This window comes from Amycolatopsis pithecellobii (assembly GCF_009707865.1).
Lineage (GTDB): Bacteria > Actinomycetota > Actinomycetes > Mycobacteriales > Pseudonocardiaceae > Amycolatopsis_E > Amycolatopsis_E pithecellobii.
Map to the genome: position 1 here is coordinate 1 of NZ_WMBA01000038.1, position 18,169 is coordinate 18,169.

Annotated in this window: 20 protein-coding genes; 15 read left to right on the forward strand and 5 right to left on the reverse strand. The window is 69.6% G+C overall.

The window, feature by feature from the left end:
- Positions 1-35: 35 nt before the first annotated feature.
- Positions 36-530 carry a DUF2505 domain-containing protein gene (locus GKO32_RS22415; protein WP_154758858.1) on the reverse strand — a complete coding sequence of 165 codons (495 nt, stop codon included), beginning with the start codon at positions 528-530 and terminating at the stop codon, positions 36-38.
- 26 nt (positions 531-556) lie between these two features.
- On the opposite strand from GKO32_RS22415, the gene GKO32_RS22420 reads away from it, so the two are divergent.
- Positions 557-1,597, forward strand: a complete 1,041-nt coding sequence (locus GKO32_RS22420) for a UDP-N-acetylmuramate dehydrogenase (RefSeq protein WP_312868328.1) — start codon at positions 557-559, stop codon at positions 1,595-1,597.
- Here the strand turns inward: GKO32_RS22420 and GKO32_RS22425 are convergent.
- Positions 1,589-2,323, reverse strand: a complete 735-nt coding sequence (locus GKO32_RS22425) for an SDR family oxidoreductase (protein WP_154758859.1) — start codon at positions 2,321-2,323, stop codon at positions 1,589-1,591. The genes GKO32_RS22420 and GKO32_RS22425 overlap by 9 nt on opposite strands.
- 69 nt (positions 2,324-2,392) lie before the next feature.
- Here GKO32_RS22425 and GKO32_RS22430 point away from each other — a divergent pair, with 69 nt between their 5' ends.
- The 3 genes from GKO32_RS22430 to GKO32_RS22440 all read left to right on the forward strand — a co-directional run bounded on the left by GKO32_RS22430 (position 2,393) and on the right by GKO32_RS22440 (position 5,425).
- Complete coding sequence (locus GKO32_RS22430; RefSeq protein ID WP_312868329.1) at positions 2,393-3,559, forward strand: L,D-transpeptidase; 1,167 nt, start codon at positions 2,393-2,395, stop codon at positions 3,557-3,559.
- Between the two features lie 82 nt (positions 3,560-3,641).
- Positions 3,642-4,952 carry a D-inositol-3-phosphate glycosyltransferase gene (gene mshA / locus GKO32_RS22435; protein WP_376765988.1) on the forward strand — a complete coding sequence of 437 codons (1,311 nt, stop codon included), beginning with the start codon at positions 3,642-3,644 and terminating at the stop codon, positions 4,950-4,952.
- Positions 4,949-5,425: a type III secretion system chaperone family protein gene (locus GKO32_RS22440; RefSeq protein ID WP_312868330.1), complete on the forward strand. Its 477-nt coding sequence runs from the start codon at positions 4,949-4,951 to the stop codon at positions 5,423-5,425. The genes mshA and GKO32_RS22440 overlap by 4 nt, the downstream gene beginning before the upstream one ends.
- A 13-nt stretch (positions 5,426-5,438) precedes the next feature.
- On the opposite strand, the gene GKO32_RS22445 is transcribed toward GKO32_RS22440, so the two are convergent.
- Positions 5,439-5,942: a hypothetical protein gene (locus GKO32_RS22445; RefSeq protein WP_154758860.1), complete on the reverse strand. Its 504-nt coding sequence runs from the start codon at positions 5,940-5,942 to the stop codon at positions 5,439-5,441.
- Between the two features lie 545 nt (positions 5,943-6,487).
- Between GKO32_RS22445 and GKO32_RS22450 the strand changes: the two genes are divergently transcribed.
- The gene (locus GKO32_RS22450) at positions 6,488-7,228 is read left to right on the forward strand and encodes a phosphoglyceromutase (RefSeq protein WP_154758861.1); all 741 of its coding nucleotides are present in this window, start codon (positions 6,488-6,490) and stop codon (positions 7,226-7,228) included.
- Positions 7,229-7,256: 28 nt separating this feature from the next.
- Here GKO32_RS22450 and GKO32_RS22455 read toward each other — a convergent pair whose 3' ends face one another.
- Positions 7,257-7,904: a helix-turn-helix domain-containing protein gene (locus GKO32_RS22455; protein WP_154758862.1), complete on the reverse strand. Its 648-nt coding sequence runs from the start codon at positions 7,902-7,904 to the stop codon at positions 7,257-7,259.
- A gap of 67 nt (positions 7,905-7,971) precedes the next feature.
- Between GKO32_RS22455 and GKO32_RS22460 the strand changes: the two genes are divergently transcribed.
- The 10 genes from GKO32_RS22460 (at position 7,972) to GKO32_RS22505 (ending at position 16,864) form a co-directional block, all read left to right on the forward strand.
- Complete coding sequence (locus GKO32_RS22460) at positions 7,972-8,841, forward strand: aldo/keto reductase (RefSeq protein ID WP_154758863.1); 870 nt, start codon at positions 7,972-7,974, stop codon at positions 8,839-8,841.
- 142 nt (positions 8,842-8,983) lie between these two features.
- A complete protein-coding gene (locus GKO32_RS22465; protein WP_312868331.1) occupies positions 8,984-10,186 on the forward strand; it encodes a sensor histidine kinase in 1,203 nt (400 codons plus the stop codon).
- Entirely contained in the window at positions 10,183-10,872 is a 690-nt protein-coding gene (locus tag GKO32_RS22470; RefSeq protein ID WP_312868332.1) for a response regulator, read from the forward strand. Before GKO32_RS22465 ends, GKO32_RS22470 begins: the two co-directional genes overlap by 4 nt.
- Positions 10,873-10,899: 27 nt before the next feature.
- Positions 10,900-11,946, forward strand: a complete 1,047-nt coding sequence (locus tag GKO32_RS22475; RefSeq protein WP_312868334.1) for a Ppx/GppA phosphatase family protein — start codon at positions 10,900-10,902, stop codon at positions 11,944-11,946.
- Positions 11,947-12,024: 78 nt separating this feature from the next.
- On the forward strand, positions 12,025-13,557 hold the full coding sequence (locus GKO32_RS22480) for an Rv0497 family membrane protein (RefSeq protein ID WP_154758864.1): 1,533 nt from the start codon (positions 12,025-12,027) through the stop codon (positions 13,555-13,557).
- A complete protein-coding gene (locus GKO32_RS22485; RefSeq protein WP_246244409.1) occupies positions 13,554-14,342 on the forward strand; it encodes a sugar phosphate isomerase/epimerase family protein in 789 nt (262 codons plus the stop codon). Before GKO32_RS22480 ends, GKO32_RS22485 begins: the two co-directional genes overlap by 4 nt.
- 179 nt (positions 14,343-14,521) lie before the next feature.
- Positions 14,522-15,349, forward strand: a complete 828-nt coding sequence (locus GKO32_RS22490; RefSeq protein ID WP_312868335.1) for a thioesterase family protein — start codon at positions 14,522-14,524, stop codon at positions 15,347-15,349.
- Positions 15,350-15,359: 10 nt separating this feature from the next.
- Complete coding sequence (gene proC / locus GKO32_RS22495) at positions 15,360-16,157, forward strand: pyrroline-5-carboxylate reductase (protein ID WP_154758865.1); 798 nt, start codon at positions 15,360-15,362, stop codon at positions 16,155-16,157.
- A 234-nt stretch (positions 16,158-16,391) separates the two neighbouring features.
- Positions 16,392-16,604 carry a helix-turn-helix domain-containing protein gene (locus GKO32_RS22500; RefSeq protein ID WP_144643477.1) on the forward strand — a complete coding sequence of 71 codons (213 nt, stop codon included), beginning with the start codon at positions 16,392-16,394 and terminating at the stop codon, positions 16,602-16,604.
- 158 nt (positions 16,605-16,762) lie between these two features.
- Positions 16,763-16,864 carry a 30S ribosomal protein bS22 gene (locus GKO32_RS22505; RefSeq protein WP_017986394.1) on the forward strand — a complete coding sequence of 34 codons (102 nt, stop codon included), beginning with the start codon at positions 16,763-16,765 and terminating at the stop codon, positions 16,862-16,864.
- 401 nt (positions 16,865-17,265) lie between these two features.
- Here GKO32_RS22505 and GKO32_RS22510 read toward each other — a convergent pair whose 3' ends face one another.
- Entirely contained in the window at positions 17,266-18,144 is an 879-nt protein-coding gene (locus GKO32_RS22510; RefSeq protein WP_312868336.1) for an HAD family hydrolase, read from the reverse strand.
- Positions 18,145-18,169 lie beyond the last annotated feature (25 nt).

An 18,169-nucleotide genomic window follows, 5' to 3' on the forward strand; every position in this document is an offset into this window, starting at 1 on the left:
ACCACCACCCTCAACGGAGGCCCTTCGGGCCGCGGCTATCGACCGTGCGCGAGCCATTGCGCCGAGAGCTCGGCTTCGCGCTCGAGCAGGCCGGTGATCTGACCCGCGACGAACTCTTCGAGCCTGCCCCCGACCAGCGGGATGCGGATCTTCACCTCCCCGTTCGCGCGTAGCACGGTCTTCCCGCCCTCGGCACTGAGTTCGGTCCGGACAGTGATCTCCCCTGGCACGCCGCTCACCGTCGCCATGGCCGTCCCGGCATGGGTCGCGACCGTCCAGTTCTCCTGCCGGTCCACGAACAGGTCGCCGCTGTGCAACGTCCGCACGATCGACGGCAGCTTGTCGGCGTCGACACCCTGGCGCAACGTGAACCGCACGCTGTCGGAGGTGGGCGTGTAGTCGAGCAGAGCCGAGCTCTTGCCGCCGATCCCGGCGAGCCGGGCCCGCAACGCGGGTTCGCTGGTCTGGGCGGCGAACACCTCGTCAACGCCGTGGGGGAACTCGGCGCGGTGCTCGATACGGGCTGCCATGACCGCAGACAGTACCGTTTGACCTCGTGACACCAGTCGAAACCCGGACCACCCTCGCCGAGCACACGACCCTGCGCCTCGGCGGACCCGCCGGCCGGTTCGTCGTCGCCGAGACTACGGAAGCCCTGCTCAGCGCGGTGCGCGCGGCCGAGGATGAGGTGCTGCTGCTGGGCGGCGGCTCGAACCTCGTGGTCGGTGACGGCGGGTTCGACGGCACCGTGGTGAAGATCGCGACGAGCGGTTGGCGGATCGACGGCGAGTCGGTCGAGGTCGCTGCGGGCCAGAACTGGGACGAGTTCGTCGCGGCGATGACCGGCGCCGGCCTTGGCGGTTTGGAATGCCTGTCCGGTATCCCCGGCTCGGTCGGTGCGACGCCGATCCAGAACGTCGGCGCGTACGGCTGCGAGATCGCCGACCTGCTCACCTCCATCGAGTGTTTCGACCGGCGCACCGGTGAGATCCGCACGATGACCACCCAGGAGCTGGGCTTCGCGTACCGCACGAGCGTGTTGAAAGGCACGGACGCCGCGATCGTCCTCAACGTCCGGTTCGCCCTGCGGTCCGATGGCTTGTCCGCCCCGATCCGCTACGCCGAATTGGCGCGGACGCTCGGGGTCGAACTGGGCGACCGGGTGCCGGCGGCCGACGCCCGCGAAGCCGTGCTCACCCTGCGGCGCGGCAAGGGAATGGTCCTCGACGCGGCCGATCACGACACCTGGAGCGCGGGCTCGTTCTTCACCAACCCGATCGTCCCCGAGCCGGACCTGCCCGCCGTGCTGGCGCGGATCGCGCGGGTCGTGGACGCGCCGGTGCCGCAGTACCCGGCCGACGGCGGGGTGAAGCTGTCCGCCGCGTGGCTCATCGAACGGGCGGGTTTCCACAAGGGCCACCCGGGCCCCGGCGGGCGGGTGGCACTGTCCACAAAGCACACCCTGGCACTGACCAACCGCGGCGACGCCGGCACGGCCGACCTGCTGGCGCTGGCCGCCGAAGTCCGCGACGGCGTCGAGGCGCGGTTCGGCGTCACCCTGCAACCGGAACCACTGCTGATCAACTGCTCACTCTGAGCGGTGCGCGCGCGTCCCGTCGAGCTGCGCTCGGGGTTTGAGCACGATCGAGTCCAGGTTCACGTGGGACGGGCGGGTCGCGGCGAACGCGATCACCTCGGCCACGTCCTGTGCGGTCAGCGGCGTCAGCCCGCGGTAGACGCCGGCCGCTCGGTCGGTGTCGCCGTCGAAGCGGTTCGCCGAAAAGTCCGTCTCGACCAGACCCGGGATGATTTCGGTGAGCCGCACCGGGTCGCCGAGGTGTTCGGCGCGCAGTGTCTCGTGCAGCGCCGCCTGTGCATGCTTCGCCGCGGTGTAACCCGAGCCGCCCGGGTAGACCTCGTGCCCGGCGATCGACGTCACGGTGATCACATGCCCGTCGCCCGACGCGATGAGCTTCGGCAGCAGCGCCTTGGTCATCCGGAGCGTGCCCAGCACGTTCGTCTCCCACATCCAGCGCCAGTTGTCCTCATCGGCGTCGACGACGCGCTCGAGCCCGCGCGCTCCGCCCGCATTGTTGACGAGGACATGGCATTCTTGGACCCGCTGGACAAAATCGGCAACCGAACCGGGGTCCGTTACGTCCAGTTGAAGTGCGGTACCGGCCAGATCCGCGGCCACCTTTTCCAGGCGGTCGAGGCGACGGGCGCCGAGCACGACGTGGAACCCGGCTTCGGCCAGTGCGCGGGCGGTGGCCTCACCGATGCCCGCGCTGGCCCCGGTGATCACTGCGGTTCGTTCGCTCATACCGCCCATATTTCCAGTGGGGAAACTCGCGGCGTGGCCACGGGGAAGCGAACTAGGGGAGGAACGTTCGTGGCGAACAGGCGTGCGGTGCTCAAGGCGGCGCTGGTCGCGGGCACGGGAGCGATCGTGGCGGCCTGTACCGGCGGCGGCGAGGGCACTCGCACCGATGGCGGTGGGCAGGCCGCCGAAAGCAGACCGGTGGCGAAACTCACGGCGCAGCCCGCGGTCGACGCGACGGAAGCGCCGGTGCGCGGACCGGTCACGGTGCAGGTCAGCGACGGGTCGCTGACCGACGTCAAGCTCACCAACGCCGACGGCAAGCCCGTCGAGGGGTCGTTCAACGCCGACCGGACGGCCTGGACCAGCACCGAGACCCTCGGCTACGGCAAGACCTACACCTACGCCGCGACGGCCAACGGCACCGACGGCAAACCCGTCCAGCTCACCGGCACCTTCACCACGCTGAACCCGAAACAGCAGATCAGGGTCACCGTCAACCCGGCCGACAACGCCAAGGTCGGCGTGGCGATGCCGGTCAGCGTCAAGTTCTCCGACGATGTCACGAACCGCGCCGAGATCGAGAAGGCGCTCACGATGGAGACCAGCCAACAGGTCGAGGGCTCGTGGGGCTGGCTGTCCGCCCGCCAGATCGACTTCCGGCCCAAGGAGTACTGGCCCGCGAACACCACGGTCGACGTCGGCGCGAAGCTGTACGGCATCGATCTCGGCGGCGGCAGCTACGCCCGTGCCGACGTGACGACGAAGTTCACCATCGGGCGCAACCAGGTGGTCAAGATCCACACACCTGATCACGTGATGAACGTCTACCGCGACGGGGCCAAGATCAAGAGCTACCCGTGCAGCAACGGGCTGGACTCGGACGTCGACCGCAACACGCCCAACGGGACGTTCATCGTGATGACCAGGGAACCGCACGCGATCTTCGACAACGCCCGCTACGGCTACACCAACGTCAACAAGAAGTGGGCCTGCCGGATCTCCAACCACGGCGAGTACATCCACGAGAACCAGGACAACGCCGCCGCGATCGGCCGGGCGAACAACTCCCACGGTTGCGTCAACCTGCTGGAAGCCGACGCGAAGGACTATTTCGACTCGGCGCTGATCGGCGACCCCGTGGAGATCACCGGCTCCCGGCTCGGCGGTCCGGTCAATTCGGACGTTATGGACTGGCTCGTGTCGTGGCCCGCGTGGAAGGCGAAGTCCGCTCTGTGATCACCTGTCCCGTCAGGGAAGATGCCGGGGGCCTCGTGGCGTTGGGTTGAGGGGCCTACGACACACACGGGAGTGAACCAGGGTGACGATCTCGCTGTGCGGATCCCAACCGAGCTCGACGATCTGGCCGCGCAGGGTCGCGGTGCTGTCCGTGCACACCTCACCGCTGGAACAAGCCGGCACCGGTGACGCCGGTGGCATGAACGTGTACATCATGCACACGGCCGTCGAAATGGCGCGGCGCGGAATCAGCGTCGAGGTGTTCACCAGGGCGACGACCTCGGAGCAGCCACCGGTCGCGGAGCTTGCGCCCGGGGTGCTGGTGCGGCACATCCCGGCGGGGCCGTTCGAGCCGCTCGGTCGCGAGGAGCTGCCGGCACAGCTGTGCCAGTTCACCTCGGGTGTGCTGCGGACCGAGGCTTTCCACGAGCCCGGGTACTACGACATGATCCACTCGCACTACTGGTTGTCCGGCCAGGTCGGCTGGCTGGCGCGTGACCGGTGGGGTGTGCCGCTCGTGCACACCGCGCACACGCTCGCCAAGGTCAAGAACGCGGCACTCGCCGATGGGGACAAGCCCGAGCCGCGCACCCGTGTGTTCGGTGAGGAGCAGGTGGTCGCCGAAGCGGACTGCCTGGTGGCGAACACGGCCGTGGAGGCGCGGCAGCTGGTCGGCCTCTACCACGCCGACCCGCACACCGTGCACACCGTCGAGCCGGGCGTCGATCTCGAGCGGTTCACCCCGGGCTCACAGCGTGCGGCGCGGGAAAAGCTGGGCCTGCCCAGTGACGCGATCGTGCTCGCGTTCGCGGGGCGGATCCAGCCGCTCAAGGCGCCGGACGTGTTGTTGCGGGCCGCGGCCCGGCTGCTCGAACGCAAGCCGGAGCTGGCGCGACGGCTTGTCGTGCTGGTCGTCGGCGGGCCGTCGGGGACGGGGCTGGAACAGCCGCAGGCGTTGCGGCAGCTGGCATGCACGCTCGGCATCGAGGGACAGACGCGGTTCCTGCCGCCCCAGGGCGGTCCGATGCTCGCGGAGGTCTTCCGGGCGGCGGACGTGGTCGCGGTGCCCAGTTACAACGAGTCGTTCGGCCTGGTCGCGCTGGAGGCGCAGGCCTGCGGGACGCCGGTGGTCGCAGCCGAGGTCGGCGGGTTGCCGGTGGCGGTCGCGCACGGGGTGTCGGGGCTGCTGGTGCCGTCCCATTCGGCGGACGACTGGGCCTCGGCGCTGGGGAGTGTGGCGTTGCGGCCGGACCGGCGGGCCGAGCTCGCCGAGAACGCGGTGCACCACGCCCGGCGGTTCTCGTGGGAACGGACGACCAGCGCGCTGCTGGACACCTATGCCGCGGCCTTCCACTCGTTCCGGGACGTGGTGCGGACGGAGGTCGCGGTGTGAGTTTGGACCAAGTGATCAAGTCCACTTTGGACAAGGCGGGCCTGGAGTACGACCGGAAGGCCGATGGCCGGTACTTCGTCACCCTGCCCGGCACGAAGAAGCTGCAAACGAACTGCTGGCTGATCGTGCGGGACCACGCCTTCACGATCGAGGCGTTCGTCTGCCGCCGTCCCGACGAGGCACACGAGGACGTCTACCGTTTTCTGTTGCGCCGCAACGCGAAGCTCTACGGCGTGGCCTACACGGTGGATGCACTCGGCGACATCTACCTGACCGCCAAACTCCCGCAGGTCACCGTCACCGAGGAAGAACTGGACAAGCTGCTGGGCCAGGTACTGGAGGCAGCCGACAACGACTTCAACACCCTCCTCGAACTGGGCTTCGCGTCCTCGATCAGACGCGAATGGGCTTGGCGCGTCTCGCGGGGCGAGTCGCTGGCGAACCTGCAGGCGTTCAAGCACCTCGTCGATTGAGCGCCCGCACCCGTCAGGGCGTGTAGATCTCGGCCAGCTTCGTGATGTGGTCCGCGGCGTCGATCTGGATCTTCGCGAGCAGCCCGCCGCCGTCGCGCACCGTGTCGATGAGCTGGTCAGCCGTGCACGGCTTGGTGCCGGCGCCGTCGCTGTCGACGGTGACCTCGCCGTCGGAGCACAGTTGGTTCGCCGACAGGATCGTCGGATCGGCGCTCAGCGCCAGCCGGTGCGGCGCCGAATCGGTGGGATCGGTGACGAAGTGGCCGCCGTCCGGGCCCCCGGGCTGCCAGACCTGCAGGCGGAACCTGACCATCCCGACCGTGTCGTCGTAGCCCTGGAGGAACACGGTCTGCTTGGTATTGGGGAACTTGAGCCGCTGTTTCGCGTCGTCCGCCTGCATCGGGTCGGCGTTCGCGGGCGCCGGCTTCGCTGTCACGGCCGGAGCCGCACTGCAACCACCGATCGTCAGCGCGGCCAACACGGCAGCCACCGACGCCACGACAATTCGTTTCCGCATGAGTTTTCCCTTTCCCCCAGCGACTTTCGCCATGATCCCGTCATGGTTTCGAGCGTTGGACGCGACGCGGCCGCATCCGGTTCACGGAAAGGGAAGATGTGAAGCAGGCCATCGCGAGGGAGGCGGGACGGCTCGAGGGAGGGGGAGTCGCGAACTCGAGCCGCCCCGCTGACGCTCCCGCCGCTGTGGACCCGGTGGCGAGGGGGAGTGCCAACGGGGCCGGCGGGGCCGCAGCTCGGCAGGGGGGAGACGAGCTGCGGTCGTACCCCGCTGCTGCTGGGGAGTGCGTGGAATCCAGCAGCGCGGGACTTAGTCAACTTGTCAGATATCGACCAGTAATCACAAGACTACTGGATACTCCATCCGGGTGAAATTCATGATGGCTGTTAACGGAGCGCGGCGAGTGTCACTTTCGGTCGCGGTTCTGCGGGGCAATGAAGCTGCCCGGTCGATTCTGTTACTCGGTGGTAACGCACTGTGTGTAGACCGCGCCATGGTGCGGCCCATAGTGCCGAGCCGGGTGACGTTCTGGAATCCTTGGCCCCATGGCGCAACTAGGGACGTTGGTGCTGCTCCGGCACGGGCAGAGCACCTGGAACGCGGACAACCTGTTCACCGGCTGGGTCGATGTGCCCCTGTCCGAAACCGGGCAGACGGAGGCTCGCAAGGGCGGTGAGCTGCTGGCAGGGAAGGGACTGCTGCCGGACGTCGTGCACACCTCCCTCCTGCGCCGCGCGATCTCGACCGCCAACATCGCGCTGGATGTCGCCGACCGGCACTGGATCGACGTGCGCCGCAGCTGGCGGCTCAACGAGCGGCACTATGGCGCGCTGCAGGGCAAGAACAAGAAGCAGGTGCGTGACGAGTTCGGCGAGGAGCAGTTCATGCTGTGGCGCCGCTCGTACGACGTGCCGCCGCCGGAGATCGAGCGCGGCAGCGAGTTCAGTCAGGACACCGACCCGCGCTACGACGCGGACGCGCCGCTGACGGAATGCCTCAAGGACGTCGTCGCCCGCCTGCTGCCGTACTGGGAGTCGGCAATCGTGCCGGATCTGCGGGCCGGCAAGACCGTGCTGGTCGCCGCACACGGCAACTCGCTGCGGGCGCTGGTCAAGCACCTCGACGGCATCTCCGACGAGGCCATCGCGGGGCTCAACATCCCGACCGGCATCCCGCTGCGCTACGACCTGACCGAGGACCTGAAACCCGTCACCACCGGCGGCGAGTACCTCGACCCGAAGGCAGCGGAAGAAGCCGCGGCGGCGGTCGCCAACCAGGGCCGCTGACCCACTGGCCGGGAGCTGTCGCTGATGTTCAGACCATGCCCAGCTCCCGCGCCCGGGCGCCTGCCTGGAAGCGGGACGTGGCGCCCAGCGCCGACATCAGCTCGGCCACCCGGCGCCGGTAGGTGCGCAGGCCGAGGCCCAGCGTCCGGGCCGCGGTCTCGTCCTTGCAGCCGGACGCGAGCAAATCCAGAATCCGCGGCGCCAGCACCCGAACCTCGGCGAACCGCAGGTCGAACACCTCGAGTTCGGTCGCCGCGCGCCAGGCCGCGTTGAACAGCGACGTCACGCTCAGCACCACCTCGAGCTGGGTGACCACGCGGTAGCTGCGTTCACCGCTCGCACGGTCACCGGCCAGGATCGCGATCCGCTGGTCGATGACGATCGTCTCGCTGATCTCGTTGGTGGTGATCCGCACCTCCGCGCCCAGCCGCCGCAGCTCGCGGACGTGCTCGGCGCGGCCCGGCTCGATCAGCGCACCGGGCCGGTAGAGCTTGCGCGCCCGGTGTTTCAGCCTGCTGGGGTGCGTCATCGCGGATCGCCGCTGCGAGGTCCAGGCCCAGGTGTTGAGGTCATTGGCCGCGCAGATGATCTCTTCGGCCCCCTCGAACAGGTGCGCCGTGCGGGCGAACACCTCGGCCTCACCGTAGACGACCGCTGCCTCACGCGTGGTCTCCATGCTGTCCAGTGTGGCAGCAAGCTGCCAACCACGGGTGTGCCGCGAAACGTGCCCGCAAGCTGGGGCCATGACAACAGAAACGATCACCGCCGCCGCGGCGGGCACCTGGCAACTGGGCGACCTCACCGTGAACCGGATGAGCTTCGGCGCCATGCGGCTGCCGATGACCGACCGGGACAGCGCCCTCGCCGTCCTGCGTCGCGCCGTCGACCTCGGCGTCAACCACATCGACACGGCAGCCTTCTACTTCACGGACCTGCTGTCGGCGAACGAGCTGATCAACACGGCGCTGCGCCCCTACCCCGAAGACCTCGTGATCACGACGAAGGTCGGCCCCGGTCGCGACCCGTCCGGCGAGTTCTACTCCGCGCGCCCGGACCAGCTGCGCGGGCAGGTCGAGGAGAACCTCCGCCAGCTCGGCCGCGACCATCTCGACGTGGTCAACTTCCGGCTCGGCAAGGAGCTCGACCGCGGGACCGGTCCGCTCGCCGACCATTTCGGTGCCCTGGCGGAACTGCGTCAAGCAGGGCTCATCCGCCACCTTGGCATCTCGAACATCGAACCGGGGCATCTCGCGGAGGCACAGGCGATCGCGCCGGTCGTGTGCGTGCAGAACCAGTACGGGCTCGGTGTCCGGCGCGAGGACGACGAACTGTTGCGCCTGTGTGGTGAGCAACAGATCGCGTTCGTCCCGTTCTTCGCCGTCGCCCACACGCAGTTCGCCGGCACCGAGGCACGCGAGGACGCGGTGGCCACGGTGGCGAAGGCGCACGGGGTGACGCCCGCGCAGATCAGGTTGGCCTGGACCTTGCACCAGGGAACACATGTGCTCGCCATTCCGGGCACGGGAAATCCCGCGCATCTGGAAGAGAACATCGCCGCAGGCGGACTCCGACTGACTCCCGAGGAGCTCGCCCAACTCGACCCGATCCAGTGAACTTCGCCGGTCACGGAGGAGCGGCGTGCATGTGAACGTGCGTTGAACCGGCGGCCAACAGTTTCCGTGACGGTGTCACAGGCGTCACGACAAGCCTGTCAAGACTAGGTCAAATGGACATCTTCGTGCTTACGATTCAGCCGTGAGCGTGAGTGCTGCACTCGCCCTGGCCGTCGGCTGCCTGCTCGTCGGCGCGATCGTTGGTTCCCTGATCACGCGGAGTCGGCGCCGGCGGGCGGACAGCCGTCCGACGGGACCGACCGTCGCGGAGTTGTTGCTCCGCCTGGTGCGCTCCTCCAACAACGGGGTCCTCGTCCTCAACCGCTTCGGCGACATGGTGCTGCACAACCACCGTGCCGAGGTCCTCGGCCTGGTCCGGGACAACCGCGCCGACCCCCGCGCTCGCGTGGCCGCCGAGCAGGTCGTCGAGACCCACGAAGACCTCGAGGTCGACCTGTCACCGCTGGAGGCACGCGGCCGGCAGCCGGAAGCCGTCGTCGGGCACGTCCGCCCCCTCGGCGACGGGTTCACCGTCGTCGAGGCGGTGGACCACTCCGAGGCCGCCCGGCTGGAAGCCGTCCGCCGCGACTTCGTCGCCAACGTCAGCCACGAGCTCAAGACCCCGGTCGGCGCGATCGCCCTGCTCACCGAGGCCGTGCTGGACGCCGCCGAGGACGTCGAGGAAGTCCGCCGGTTCGGCGGCAAGATCCTGCACGAGTCGACCCGGCTGGGCACGCTCGTCACCGAACTCATCGCGCTGTCCCGCCTGCAGGGAGCGGAGCGGCTGCCCGACCTGAACGTGGTCGAGGTGGACGCCGTCGTCAGGGAGGCGCTGGGCCGCACCAAGCTGTCCGCCGAGTCGGCCGACATCCAGGTCACCGCCGACGCCCCGAGCGGGCTGCTCATCGAGGGCGACCGGACGCTGCTGGTGACCGCGCTGTCCAACCTGCTCGAGAACGCGATCGCGTACTCGGCCGCCGGCAGCCCGGTTTCGGTCAGCCGCAAGCTCGTGGCCGACGTGGTGGAGATCGCCGTGACCGACCGTGGCATCGGCATCGCCGAAGAGGACCAGCAGCGCGTCTTCGAACGGTTCTACCGCGCGGACAAGGCCCGCTCGCGCGCCACCGGCGGCACCGGGCTGGGCCTGGCGATCGTCAAACATGTCGCCGCCAACCACGGCGGTGAGGTCAAACTGTGGAGCATGCAGGGCACGGGTTCGACGTTCACCCTGCGGCTGCCCGTGTACCAGGCCGCGAGTGGCAACGGCAAAGGTGCTGCCCCGGAATCCCCCGAGCAGATTCCGAGGCTCGTGGTGACCACTCAGGAACAGGGAGGAAAACCGTGACGAGAGTGCTCATCGTCGAGGACGAGGAGTCGTTCGCCGATCCGCTGGCCTTCCTCCTGCGCAAGGAGGGCTTCACCGCCGCCGTGGCGGGCAACGGCCAGCAGGCGCTCGAGGAGTTCGACCGCAACGGCGCCGACATCGTGCTGCTGGACCTGATGTTGCCCGGCATGAGCGGCACGGACGTCTGCAAGCAGCTGCGGCAGCGCTCGGCCGTGCCGGTGATCATGGTGACCGCGCGCGACAGCGAAATCGACAAGGTCGTCGGCCTCGAACTCGGCGCCGACGACTATGTCACCAAGCCGTACTCGGCCCGCGAGCTCATCGCGCGCGTGCGGGCCGTGCTGCGGCGCGGCGGCGAGAACGGGACGGAGGGCGAGCTGGCACCGCTGGTGCTGGCGGCCGGCCCGGTGCGGATGGACGTCGAGCGGCATGTGGTCACCGTCGATGGTGGCGAGGTCTCCTTACCGCTCAAGGAGTTCGACCTGCTGGAGTACCTGCTGCGCAACGTCGGCCGGGTGCTCACCCGCGGTCAGCTGATCGACCGGGTCTGGGGTGCGGACTACGTCGGGGACACGAAAACCCTGGACGTGCACGTCAAACGACTGCGGTCGAAGATCGAGCCGGACCCGGGCTCGCCACGGCATCTGGTGACGGTGCGCGGTCTTGGTTACAAGTTCGAGACATGAGCACGTGGCCGGGTACCGTAGGGCTTTGTGCGCCTAGGGGTTCTCGACGTGGGGTCCAACACCGTGCATCTGCTGGTGGTGGACGCGCATCGTGGTGCCCACCCGACGCCGATGCATTCGGAGAAGACCGTGCTGCGCCTCGCCGAGCAGCTCACCAAGCACGGTGAGCTGAGCAAGTCCGGGGAGAAGGCGCTCGTCGACACCGTGGCGGCGGCGAAGAAGTCGGCCGCCGCGCTGGGCTGCGAGGAGGTCATGGCCTTCGCGACGTCGGCGGTGCGTGAGGCGACGAACTCGGCGAAGGTACTGCGCAAGGTCCTCGACGAGACCGGGATCGAGCTGCAAGCGCTTTCCGGCGCCGACGAGGCGCGGATGACCTTCCTCGCCGTGCGCCGCTGGTTCGGCTGGTCGGCAGGAAATCTGCTGGTGCTCGACATCGGCGGCGGCTCGCTCGAAGTAGCGATGGGCATCGACGAGGAACCCGTGCTCGCGGAATCGTTGCCACTCGGCGCCGGGCGCATCACTCGCACCCGGTTCTCGCACGACCCGCCGAGCCGCGGCGAGCTCGACGAAACCGTGGACTGGCTCGAAGACCAGCTCGCACCGCTCGCCCAGAAGGTTGCCCGATGGGGCAGACCGGACCGCGTGGTGGCCACCTCCAAGACCTTCCGTTCGCTGGCGAGGCTGACCGGAGCGGCGCCGTCTGACGAAGGGCCCCGCGTACGCCGTACCCTGTCCCAAACCGCGCTGCGGCAGCTCATCGCCTTCATCTCCCGGATGACGGCGGCCGACCTCGCCGAGCTGGAGGGGGTCAGCGCGAGCAGAGCGCACCAGCTCGCGGGTGGTGCGCTGGTGGCGCAGGCGGCCATGCGGGCGCTTTCGTTGCACGAACTGGAGATCTGCCCGTGGGCGCTGCGAGAGGGGTTGATCTTGCGGCGACTGGACCGGACGAACGGTGACGGCGACGCTGCACCGGAAACCTGGCGCAGTTCGTCGCGCCGATGGACCGATGACAGCACCCCGGTGGACGGGAGTGCTGCGGTCAGTGCACGGTGGAAAGGTGGAAGGGATGCGTGAGGCGGTGTCGCTGTGTCACGTCCGAAGCCGTGCTCGCAGGCTACGCGATGACCCAGGCGTGGTGGGGGTGAAACGCTGATGAGTCGGGAAAGCGGTCAGGACCGCTCGCAGAAGACGGTCGCCGAGCTGCTCGCGCTGCACGGTGGCAACGTCGAAGGCCGTCGGCGTCACCGCCGTGCCGCGGACGAGGAAGACGAGCAGCCGACCGGAAACGAGCCGAGGCCCGGCCAGTCCACCGAGACCGGGCCACAGGCGATCATCGACCGGGTCCGCGGGGACAACCCGCCGCCGAACGGGCGCCGCAACGGCGGCCGCCGGGCACTGCCCGACGAGGACGCGCCGCCACCTCCCGCGCCGCCGGTCCCGCCACGGGACCAGGCCCCGTTGCCGCCGCGTCCCAACGGGGCCGCGCCTTCGGGGCACTTTCCGCGGCCCGCGCCACCGGCGTCGGGCACGTTCCCGAAACCGCCGCCCCAGGAGTCCGGCGGGTTCCCGAAACCGCCGCCCCAGGAGTCCGGCGGGTTCCCGAAACCGCCGCCTCAGGCATCGGGCGGGTTCCCGAAACCGCCTCAAGAGTCCGGCACCTTCCAGCGGCCCGGCCCGCCGGAGTCCGGCACGTTCCCCCGTCCGAACGTGCCGCCACCGCCGCCCGAGTCGGGGGCCTTCCCGCTGCCCAACCGGCGTCGCCCGCCGAACGACTCGGCGCCGCCGCGCCGCCCGGACCAGGCGTCGCCGCCCGATTCGCCGGATGAGCCACGGCCCGCCACACGCGCGGCGGAGGAAACCCGGCAGGTTCCGCCGTTGCGGCGGCCCCAGCCCGGTGGACTGTCGGCCCGGCTCGACGGGCTCGACGCCTCGGCCCCGGAGGACGCCGCGGACCCCGGTCCGCCGCCCGGTGGCATGGCCAGCGGCCTGTTCCCGCCACCGCAGCGCCGTCCGCTGCGCAGGCCGGCCCGACCGCAGGCCGAGCCGGAGCCGCACACCGAGCAGTTCCAGGCGGTCAACGGCAAGGAGCCGACCGTCGCGCCGGACGCGCCACCCGCCGGGCTGTCCCGGTGGCGCCGCCAGCGCCCACCGGAACCCACGGCTGAGGAGACCCAAGTCGGTGTGACGCCGGTCGTGCGCGAGCAGCCGGAGGCGCACCCGTCCGGATTCGCCCGCCCCGTACCGGAGGAGGCGCTCGAAGCCACCGGCTTCCACGACCCCTTCGCGGAGGACGACGACGAGGTCGACGAGTTCGGTGATTTCGGCGAGGCCGAACCCGAGCGCCGCGGCGGTTACGAGTACGAGGACGACGCCGAGCAGGCCGACGAGTATGCGGAAGAAGCGGAGCCCGAGCACGAGGCGTCCCCGGCGAAGCAGTGGCTGTCCATGGCGGCGCAGCTGGCGCTGGGCGTCATCGGCGGGGCCGCGGTATGGCTCGGGTTCAACTGGCTGTGGGGCCAGATCCCGGCCGCGGCGCTCGTCGTCGCGCTCGCCGTGATCGTCGGGCTGGTGTTCATCGTGCGGAAGATCCGTCGCGCGGACGACATCCAGACGATGGTCCTGGCAGTGCTGGTCGGGCTCGTGGTCACCGTGTCGCCCGCAGCCCTGTTGTTACTGTCGCGTTGATTCCGGTCGGCCTGTCCACTGCCTCGGTCTGGCCGCTGCGGGCAGGCACCGGGTTCGAGCTGGCCGCGGACCTCGGCTACGACGGGGTCGAGGTCATGGTGTGGGTGGACCCGGTCAGCCAGCATGTGGCGGAGCTGCGCCGGTGGTCGCGGCGCACGGGTATGCCGGTGCTGTCGGTGCATTCGCCGTCGCTGCTGATCACTCAGCGGGTGTGGTCACCGGATCCGGAGATCCGGCTGCGCCGCAGCGTCGAGGCAGCGCTCGACCTCGAGGCCCGCACGGTCGTGGTGCATCCGCCGTTCCGCTGGCAGCGCCGTTATGGCGACGCGTTCGCCGACCTGGTCGTCGAGCTGGAGGAGCAGAGCGGGATCGAGATCGCGGTCGAGAACATGTTCAAGGTCCGCCCGCCCGGTGGCCGCCGTGACGCCCGCATGTCCGCCTTCCGGCCCTCGATCGACCCGACCGACGTCGGCTACCGGCACTACACGCTCGACCTGTCGCACTCGGCGGCCGCCCAGATGGATGCGCTGGCGCTGGCGGACCGGATGGGGCCCGGCCTCGCCCACGTGCACCTCGCCGACGGGACGGGCGTGCCGAAGGACGAGCATCTGGTGCCGGGTCGCGGTGGACAGCCGTGTGCCGAGCTCATGCAGAAACTCCTGCTCGAGGGCTTCGGCGGGCAGGTGGTGCTCGAGGTGAACACCCGCCGGGCGGCCAGTTCCGCGCACCGGATGAAGGACCTGGCGGAGGCCTTGCTGTTCGCCCGCTTCCAGCTCGGCCAGTAAACGTCAACAAGATCAACTTCACTCGGTCAAGGCATGCCCGGTGCATGGGCTTCCGATATGTGAGCACGTAAAGTTTCCGTCGTGAACTTCCTGCGCTCGCTGAAACTCGCCGCCGGAAGCGGCACGGTGTGCTGGGCCGCGCCTCAAGCCCCCGTCCCACGCCTCCTGGTCAGTCGTTCGTGAGCACGCTGGAAGCCCCAGGTCCCGCGGCCTTCGACGTGGCCTGCGCGGTGCGGTCGCTCGGAGACGGCACGCTGACCGCGGACCTGCGTCAGGAATGGGCGATCGGGCACCACCCGCACGGCGGATTTCTGCTTTCGCTCATCGCGAAAGCCGCCGTCGCGGTGCTGGCCGAGCAGGGCGACCCCGCGGCGGAACCACTGGTCGTCAGTGCCGAGTTCCTGCGGGCACCCGCGATCGGACCCGTGCTGCTGCGCACGGACGTGCGCAAGCTCGGCCGCCGTGCGACGGTCGTCGCCGTGCGGCTCGAGCAGCGCGGGCGCAGCTGCGTCGAGGCGACGGTGACCGTAGGGCGGCTACCTGTCCGGCGACCGGACTGGACCGACCTGGGCCCGATGCCCGTCGAGCCGCCGCCGCGCGCGATCCCGCTGGGCGGTGACACCCCGGAGGGGGCGTTCAACCTGGCGAAGGGCTGCGACGTCCGGCTCGACCCGGCGACCGCCGGCTACCTCACCGGCCGCGTCACCGATCCGCCCCGATTGCGGCTGTGGGTGCGCCCTCGGCACTCGGCGCCGGACCCGTACTTCGTGCTGCTGGCGGGCGACGTCAACCCGCCGGTGGTGTTCAACCTCGGCCGCGTCGGCTGGGCGCCGACGGTGCAGCTGACCGCCCTGTTGCGCGCCCGCCCCGCCGGCGGCTGGCTGCGTGTGCAGGTCGAATCCCGGACGGTGCAGGAATCGTGGTTCGACTCCGACGCGACGGTCGTCGACTCCGCGGGCCGGCTCGTCTGCCAGGCCCGGCAGCTGGCACTCGCGCCCGCACCCTAATGTCGGGGGCATGACGACGATTGCTGTGTTGGGGGCAGGAAAGATCGGGGAAGCGCTGCTGGCCGGCCTGTTGCAGGCCGGCCGGGACGCGGAGGACCTGCTGTTCACCGAACGGCATCCGGACCGCGCGGCGGAACTGACCGCGCGCTACGGCATCGCCAAGGTCGAGATCGACGAGGCCGCCAAGCGGGCCGATGTGCTCGTCGTCGCGGTCAAACCGCAGGACATCGACCCGGTGCTGACCGAACTGGCCCCCGTCGTCGGGCCGTCGTCGCTGGTCGTGTCGCTGTGCGCGGGCCTGCCGACATCGTTGTACGAGCGGCGGCTGCCCGAGGGCGTGCCCGTCGTCCGGGTGATGCCGAACACCCCGATGGTGGTCGGCGAGGCGATGAGCGCGGTGTCGGCGGGAACGCACGCGACGACGGCGCACGTCGCGCTCGTGACGGACCTGCTGTCCGCCGTCGGGCAGGTGATCGAGGTGCCGGAATCGCAGCAGGACGCGGTCACCGCGCTGTCGGGCTCCGGCCCGGCGTACTTCTTCTACTTGGTCGAGGCCATGATCGACGCCGGGATCTTGCTGGGCCTGCCGCGCGCGGTCGCGGAGAAGCTCATCGTCCAGTCGGCCGTGGGTGCCGCGAAGATGCTCGCCGAAAGCTCCGAGCACCCGGTGATCCTGCGCGAGGCCGTCACGTCACCGGGGGGCACGACCATCAACGCGATCCGCGAGCTGGAGAAGCACGGGGTCCGGGCGGCCCTGCTGGACGCCATCGAGGCGGCCCGTGACCGATCGGTCCAGCTCGGTCAGTGACTGTGCGTCGAGCGCCGGTCACGTCGCGCTGGGCCGACCGGTACATCCGGTGCGGGATTCTCTGCGATAACGGGCAACAATCTGCAGGTCCGCGCCCCGGTTGGCTCAAATCTGCGTTCAGACGTCGCACTGGTCCCACGTGTCCCGCTACCCTCAAGAGACAAGCACGTGCGTGTCGAACCGCCGGTGGGGAAGCCGAGCGGCACGACGCGTGTCGAAGGGGCACGGTGACGTATGCCGTCGAACAAGAAGGACGTGCCCGCCGTCGGGCAGGTCCAGTTTCTGACGGTCGCCGAGGTGGCCTCGCTGATGCGGGTCTCCAAGATGACCGTCTATCGCCTCGTGCACTCGGGCGAGTTACCGGCCGTACGGGTCGGTAAGTCCTTCCGGGTGCCGGAGAAGGCTGTGCACGAGTACCTGGAAGGCGCGTATTTCGACGTCGGATGAGAATGTGGCCGGCGGCTGGGAAAGCGTCGCAGTAGGGTGCCTGATTCCGGGTGCGACATGCGCGGGTAACCTGGGAAACCGCTCGCGCCTGATGCGCTCCATTTCGCTGGACGCTGCGCGAGGGCAGCGTCGGTAGACGAAACGTTGGAGGAGCACCCGTGGGCTCAGTGATCAAGAAGCGCCGCAAGCGCATGTCGAAGAAGAAGCACCGCAAGTTGCTTCGCCGCACGCGGATGCAGCGTCGGAAGCAGGGCAAGTAACACCTGCGTCTTCCGCGACCCGCCCGGGGCTTCCCGGGCGGGTCGCGCTCGTTTGGGGCTCCTGACCTGGGCGTTGTTGTGGCCCCGCCTGCGCGGTCCCGGCGCGGGGACGATCGCGACCGCCGAGCGTGTCCTCGGAACTTCCGCGAGTCCCACGTTCCGTGCGCGCGAGTTGCGCGTTGCGTGCGCGCGAGTTGCGCGTTGCATGCGGCCGACTTGTGCGTTCCGTGCGACGGGAACACGCAACTCGCGCGACGGGAACGCGCAACTCGCGGGGCGGGACCGTGCGACTCGCGCGACGGGACCGTGCGACTCGCGCGACGGGAACACGCAACTCGCGGGGCGGGAACGTGCGACTCGCGGGGCGGGAACACGCAACTCGCGCGGGCGGGAAAGCGGTTTCAGCGGCGGCGGTAGGCCATGCCTGCTGCGACGGCGCCCGCTACCGCGCCGGCACCCAGTACTGACGGGACGCCGATCTTCGCGGCTTTGCGGCCGGTGCGGAAGTCGCGGATTTCCCAGCCTCGGGTGCGGGCGATTTCCCGCAGGCCCGTGTCCGGGTTGACCGCCACCGCCGTCCCCACGACCGACAGCATCGGCACATCGTTCGACGAGTCCGAGTATGCCGTGCAGCGACGGAGGTTCAGACCTTCCCGCGCGGCGAGGGCGCGCACGGCGTGGGCCTTCGCGCGGCCGTGCAGCAAGTCACCGACCAGCCGGCCCGTGTAGACCCCGTCGACGTGCTCGGCGACGGTGCCCAGCGCGCCCGTCAACCCGAGCCGCCGCGAGATGATGGCCGCGAGTTCCACCGGGGTCGCCGTCACCAGCCACACCCGCTGCCCGGCGTCGAGATGCATCTGCGCCAGCGCCCGCGTGCCCGACCAGATCTTGTCGGCCATCAGCTCGTCGTAGATCTCCTCGCCGACTTCGGTCATCTCCCGCACCGTCTTACCGGCCACAAAGGACAGTGCCTGCTCGCGGCTGGACGTGACGCTGTCCTGCGTCTCCCGCCCGCCGATGCGGAACTTCACCTGGCGCCAGGCGAAACCGGCCAGATCCGAAGTCGTGAAGTACTTGCGCGCGGCCAGTCCACGCGCGAAATGGAAGATGGACGCGCCCATCATCATCGTGTTGTCGACATCGAAGAACGCGGCCGCGGTCAGGTCCGGTGGCGCCGGCGGATGCGCGCTCTCCATCGCGACGGCGGCCTCGGCCGACGCTTCGCCGGCGAGCGTGGCGAGTCGCTCGAGTTCCGGGCCCTTGCCCTTGTCGCGCCACACGCGGACCGCCTCCTGACTCGGGTGT

Coding starts and splice junctions, on each gene's coding strand:
- GKO32_RS22415 (WP_154758858.1), bottom strand. CDS start 530: ATGGCAGCCCGTATCGAGCACCGCGCCGAGTTCCCCCACGGCGTTGAC.
- GKO32_RS22425 (WP_154758859.1), bottom strand. CDS start 2,323: ATGAGCGAACGAACCGCAGTGATCACCGGGGCCAGCGCGGGCATCGGT.
- GKO32_RS22445 (WP_154758860.1), bottom strand. CDS start 5,942: ATGCGGAAACGAATTGTCGTGGCGTCGGTGGCTGCCGTGTTGGCCGCG.
- GKO32_RS22450 (WP_154758861.1), top strand. CDS start 6,488: ATGGCGCAACTAGGGACGTTGGTGCTGCTCCGGCACGGGCAGAGCACC.
- GKO32_RS22455 (WP_154758862.1), bottom strand. CDS start 7,904: ATGGAGACCACGCGTGAGGCAGCGGTCGTCTACGGTGAGGCCGAGGTG.
- GKO32_RS22460 (WP_154758863.1), top strand. CDS start 7,972: ATGACAACAGAAACGATCACCGCCGCCGCGGCGGGCACCTGGCAACTG.
- GKO32_RS22480 (WP_154758864.1), top strand. CDS start 12,025: ATGAGTCGGGAAAGCGGTCAGGACCGCTCGCAGAAGACGGTCGCCGAG.
- proC (WP_154758865.1), top strand. CDS start 15,360: ATGACGACGATTGCTGTGTTGGGGGCAGGAAAGATCGGGGAAGCGCTG.
- GKO32_RS22500 (WP_144643477.1), top strand. CDS start 16,392: ATGCCGTCGAACAAGAAGGACGTGCCCGCCGTCGGGCAGGTCCAGTTT.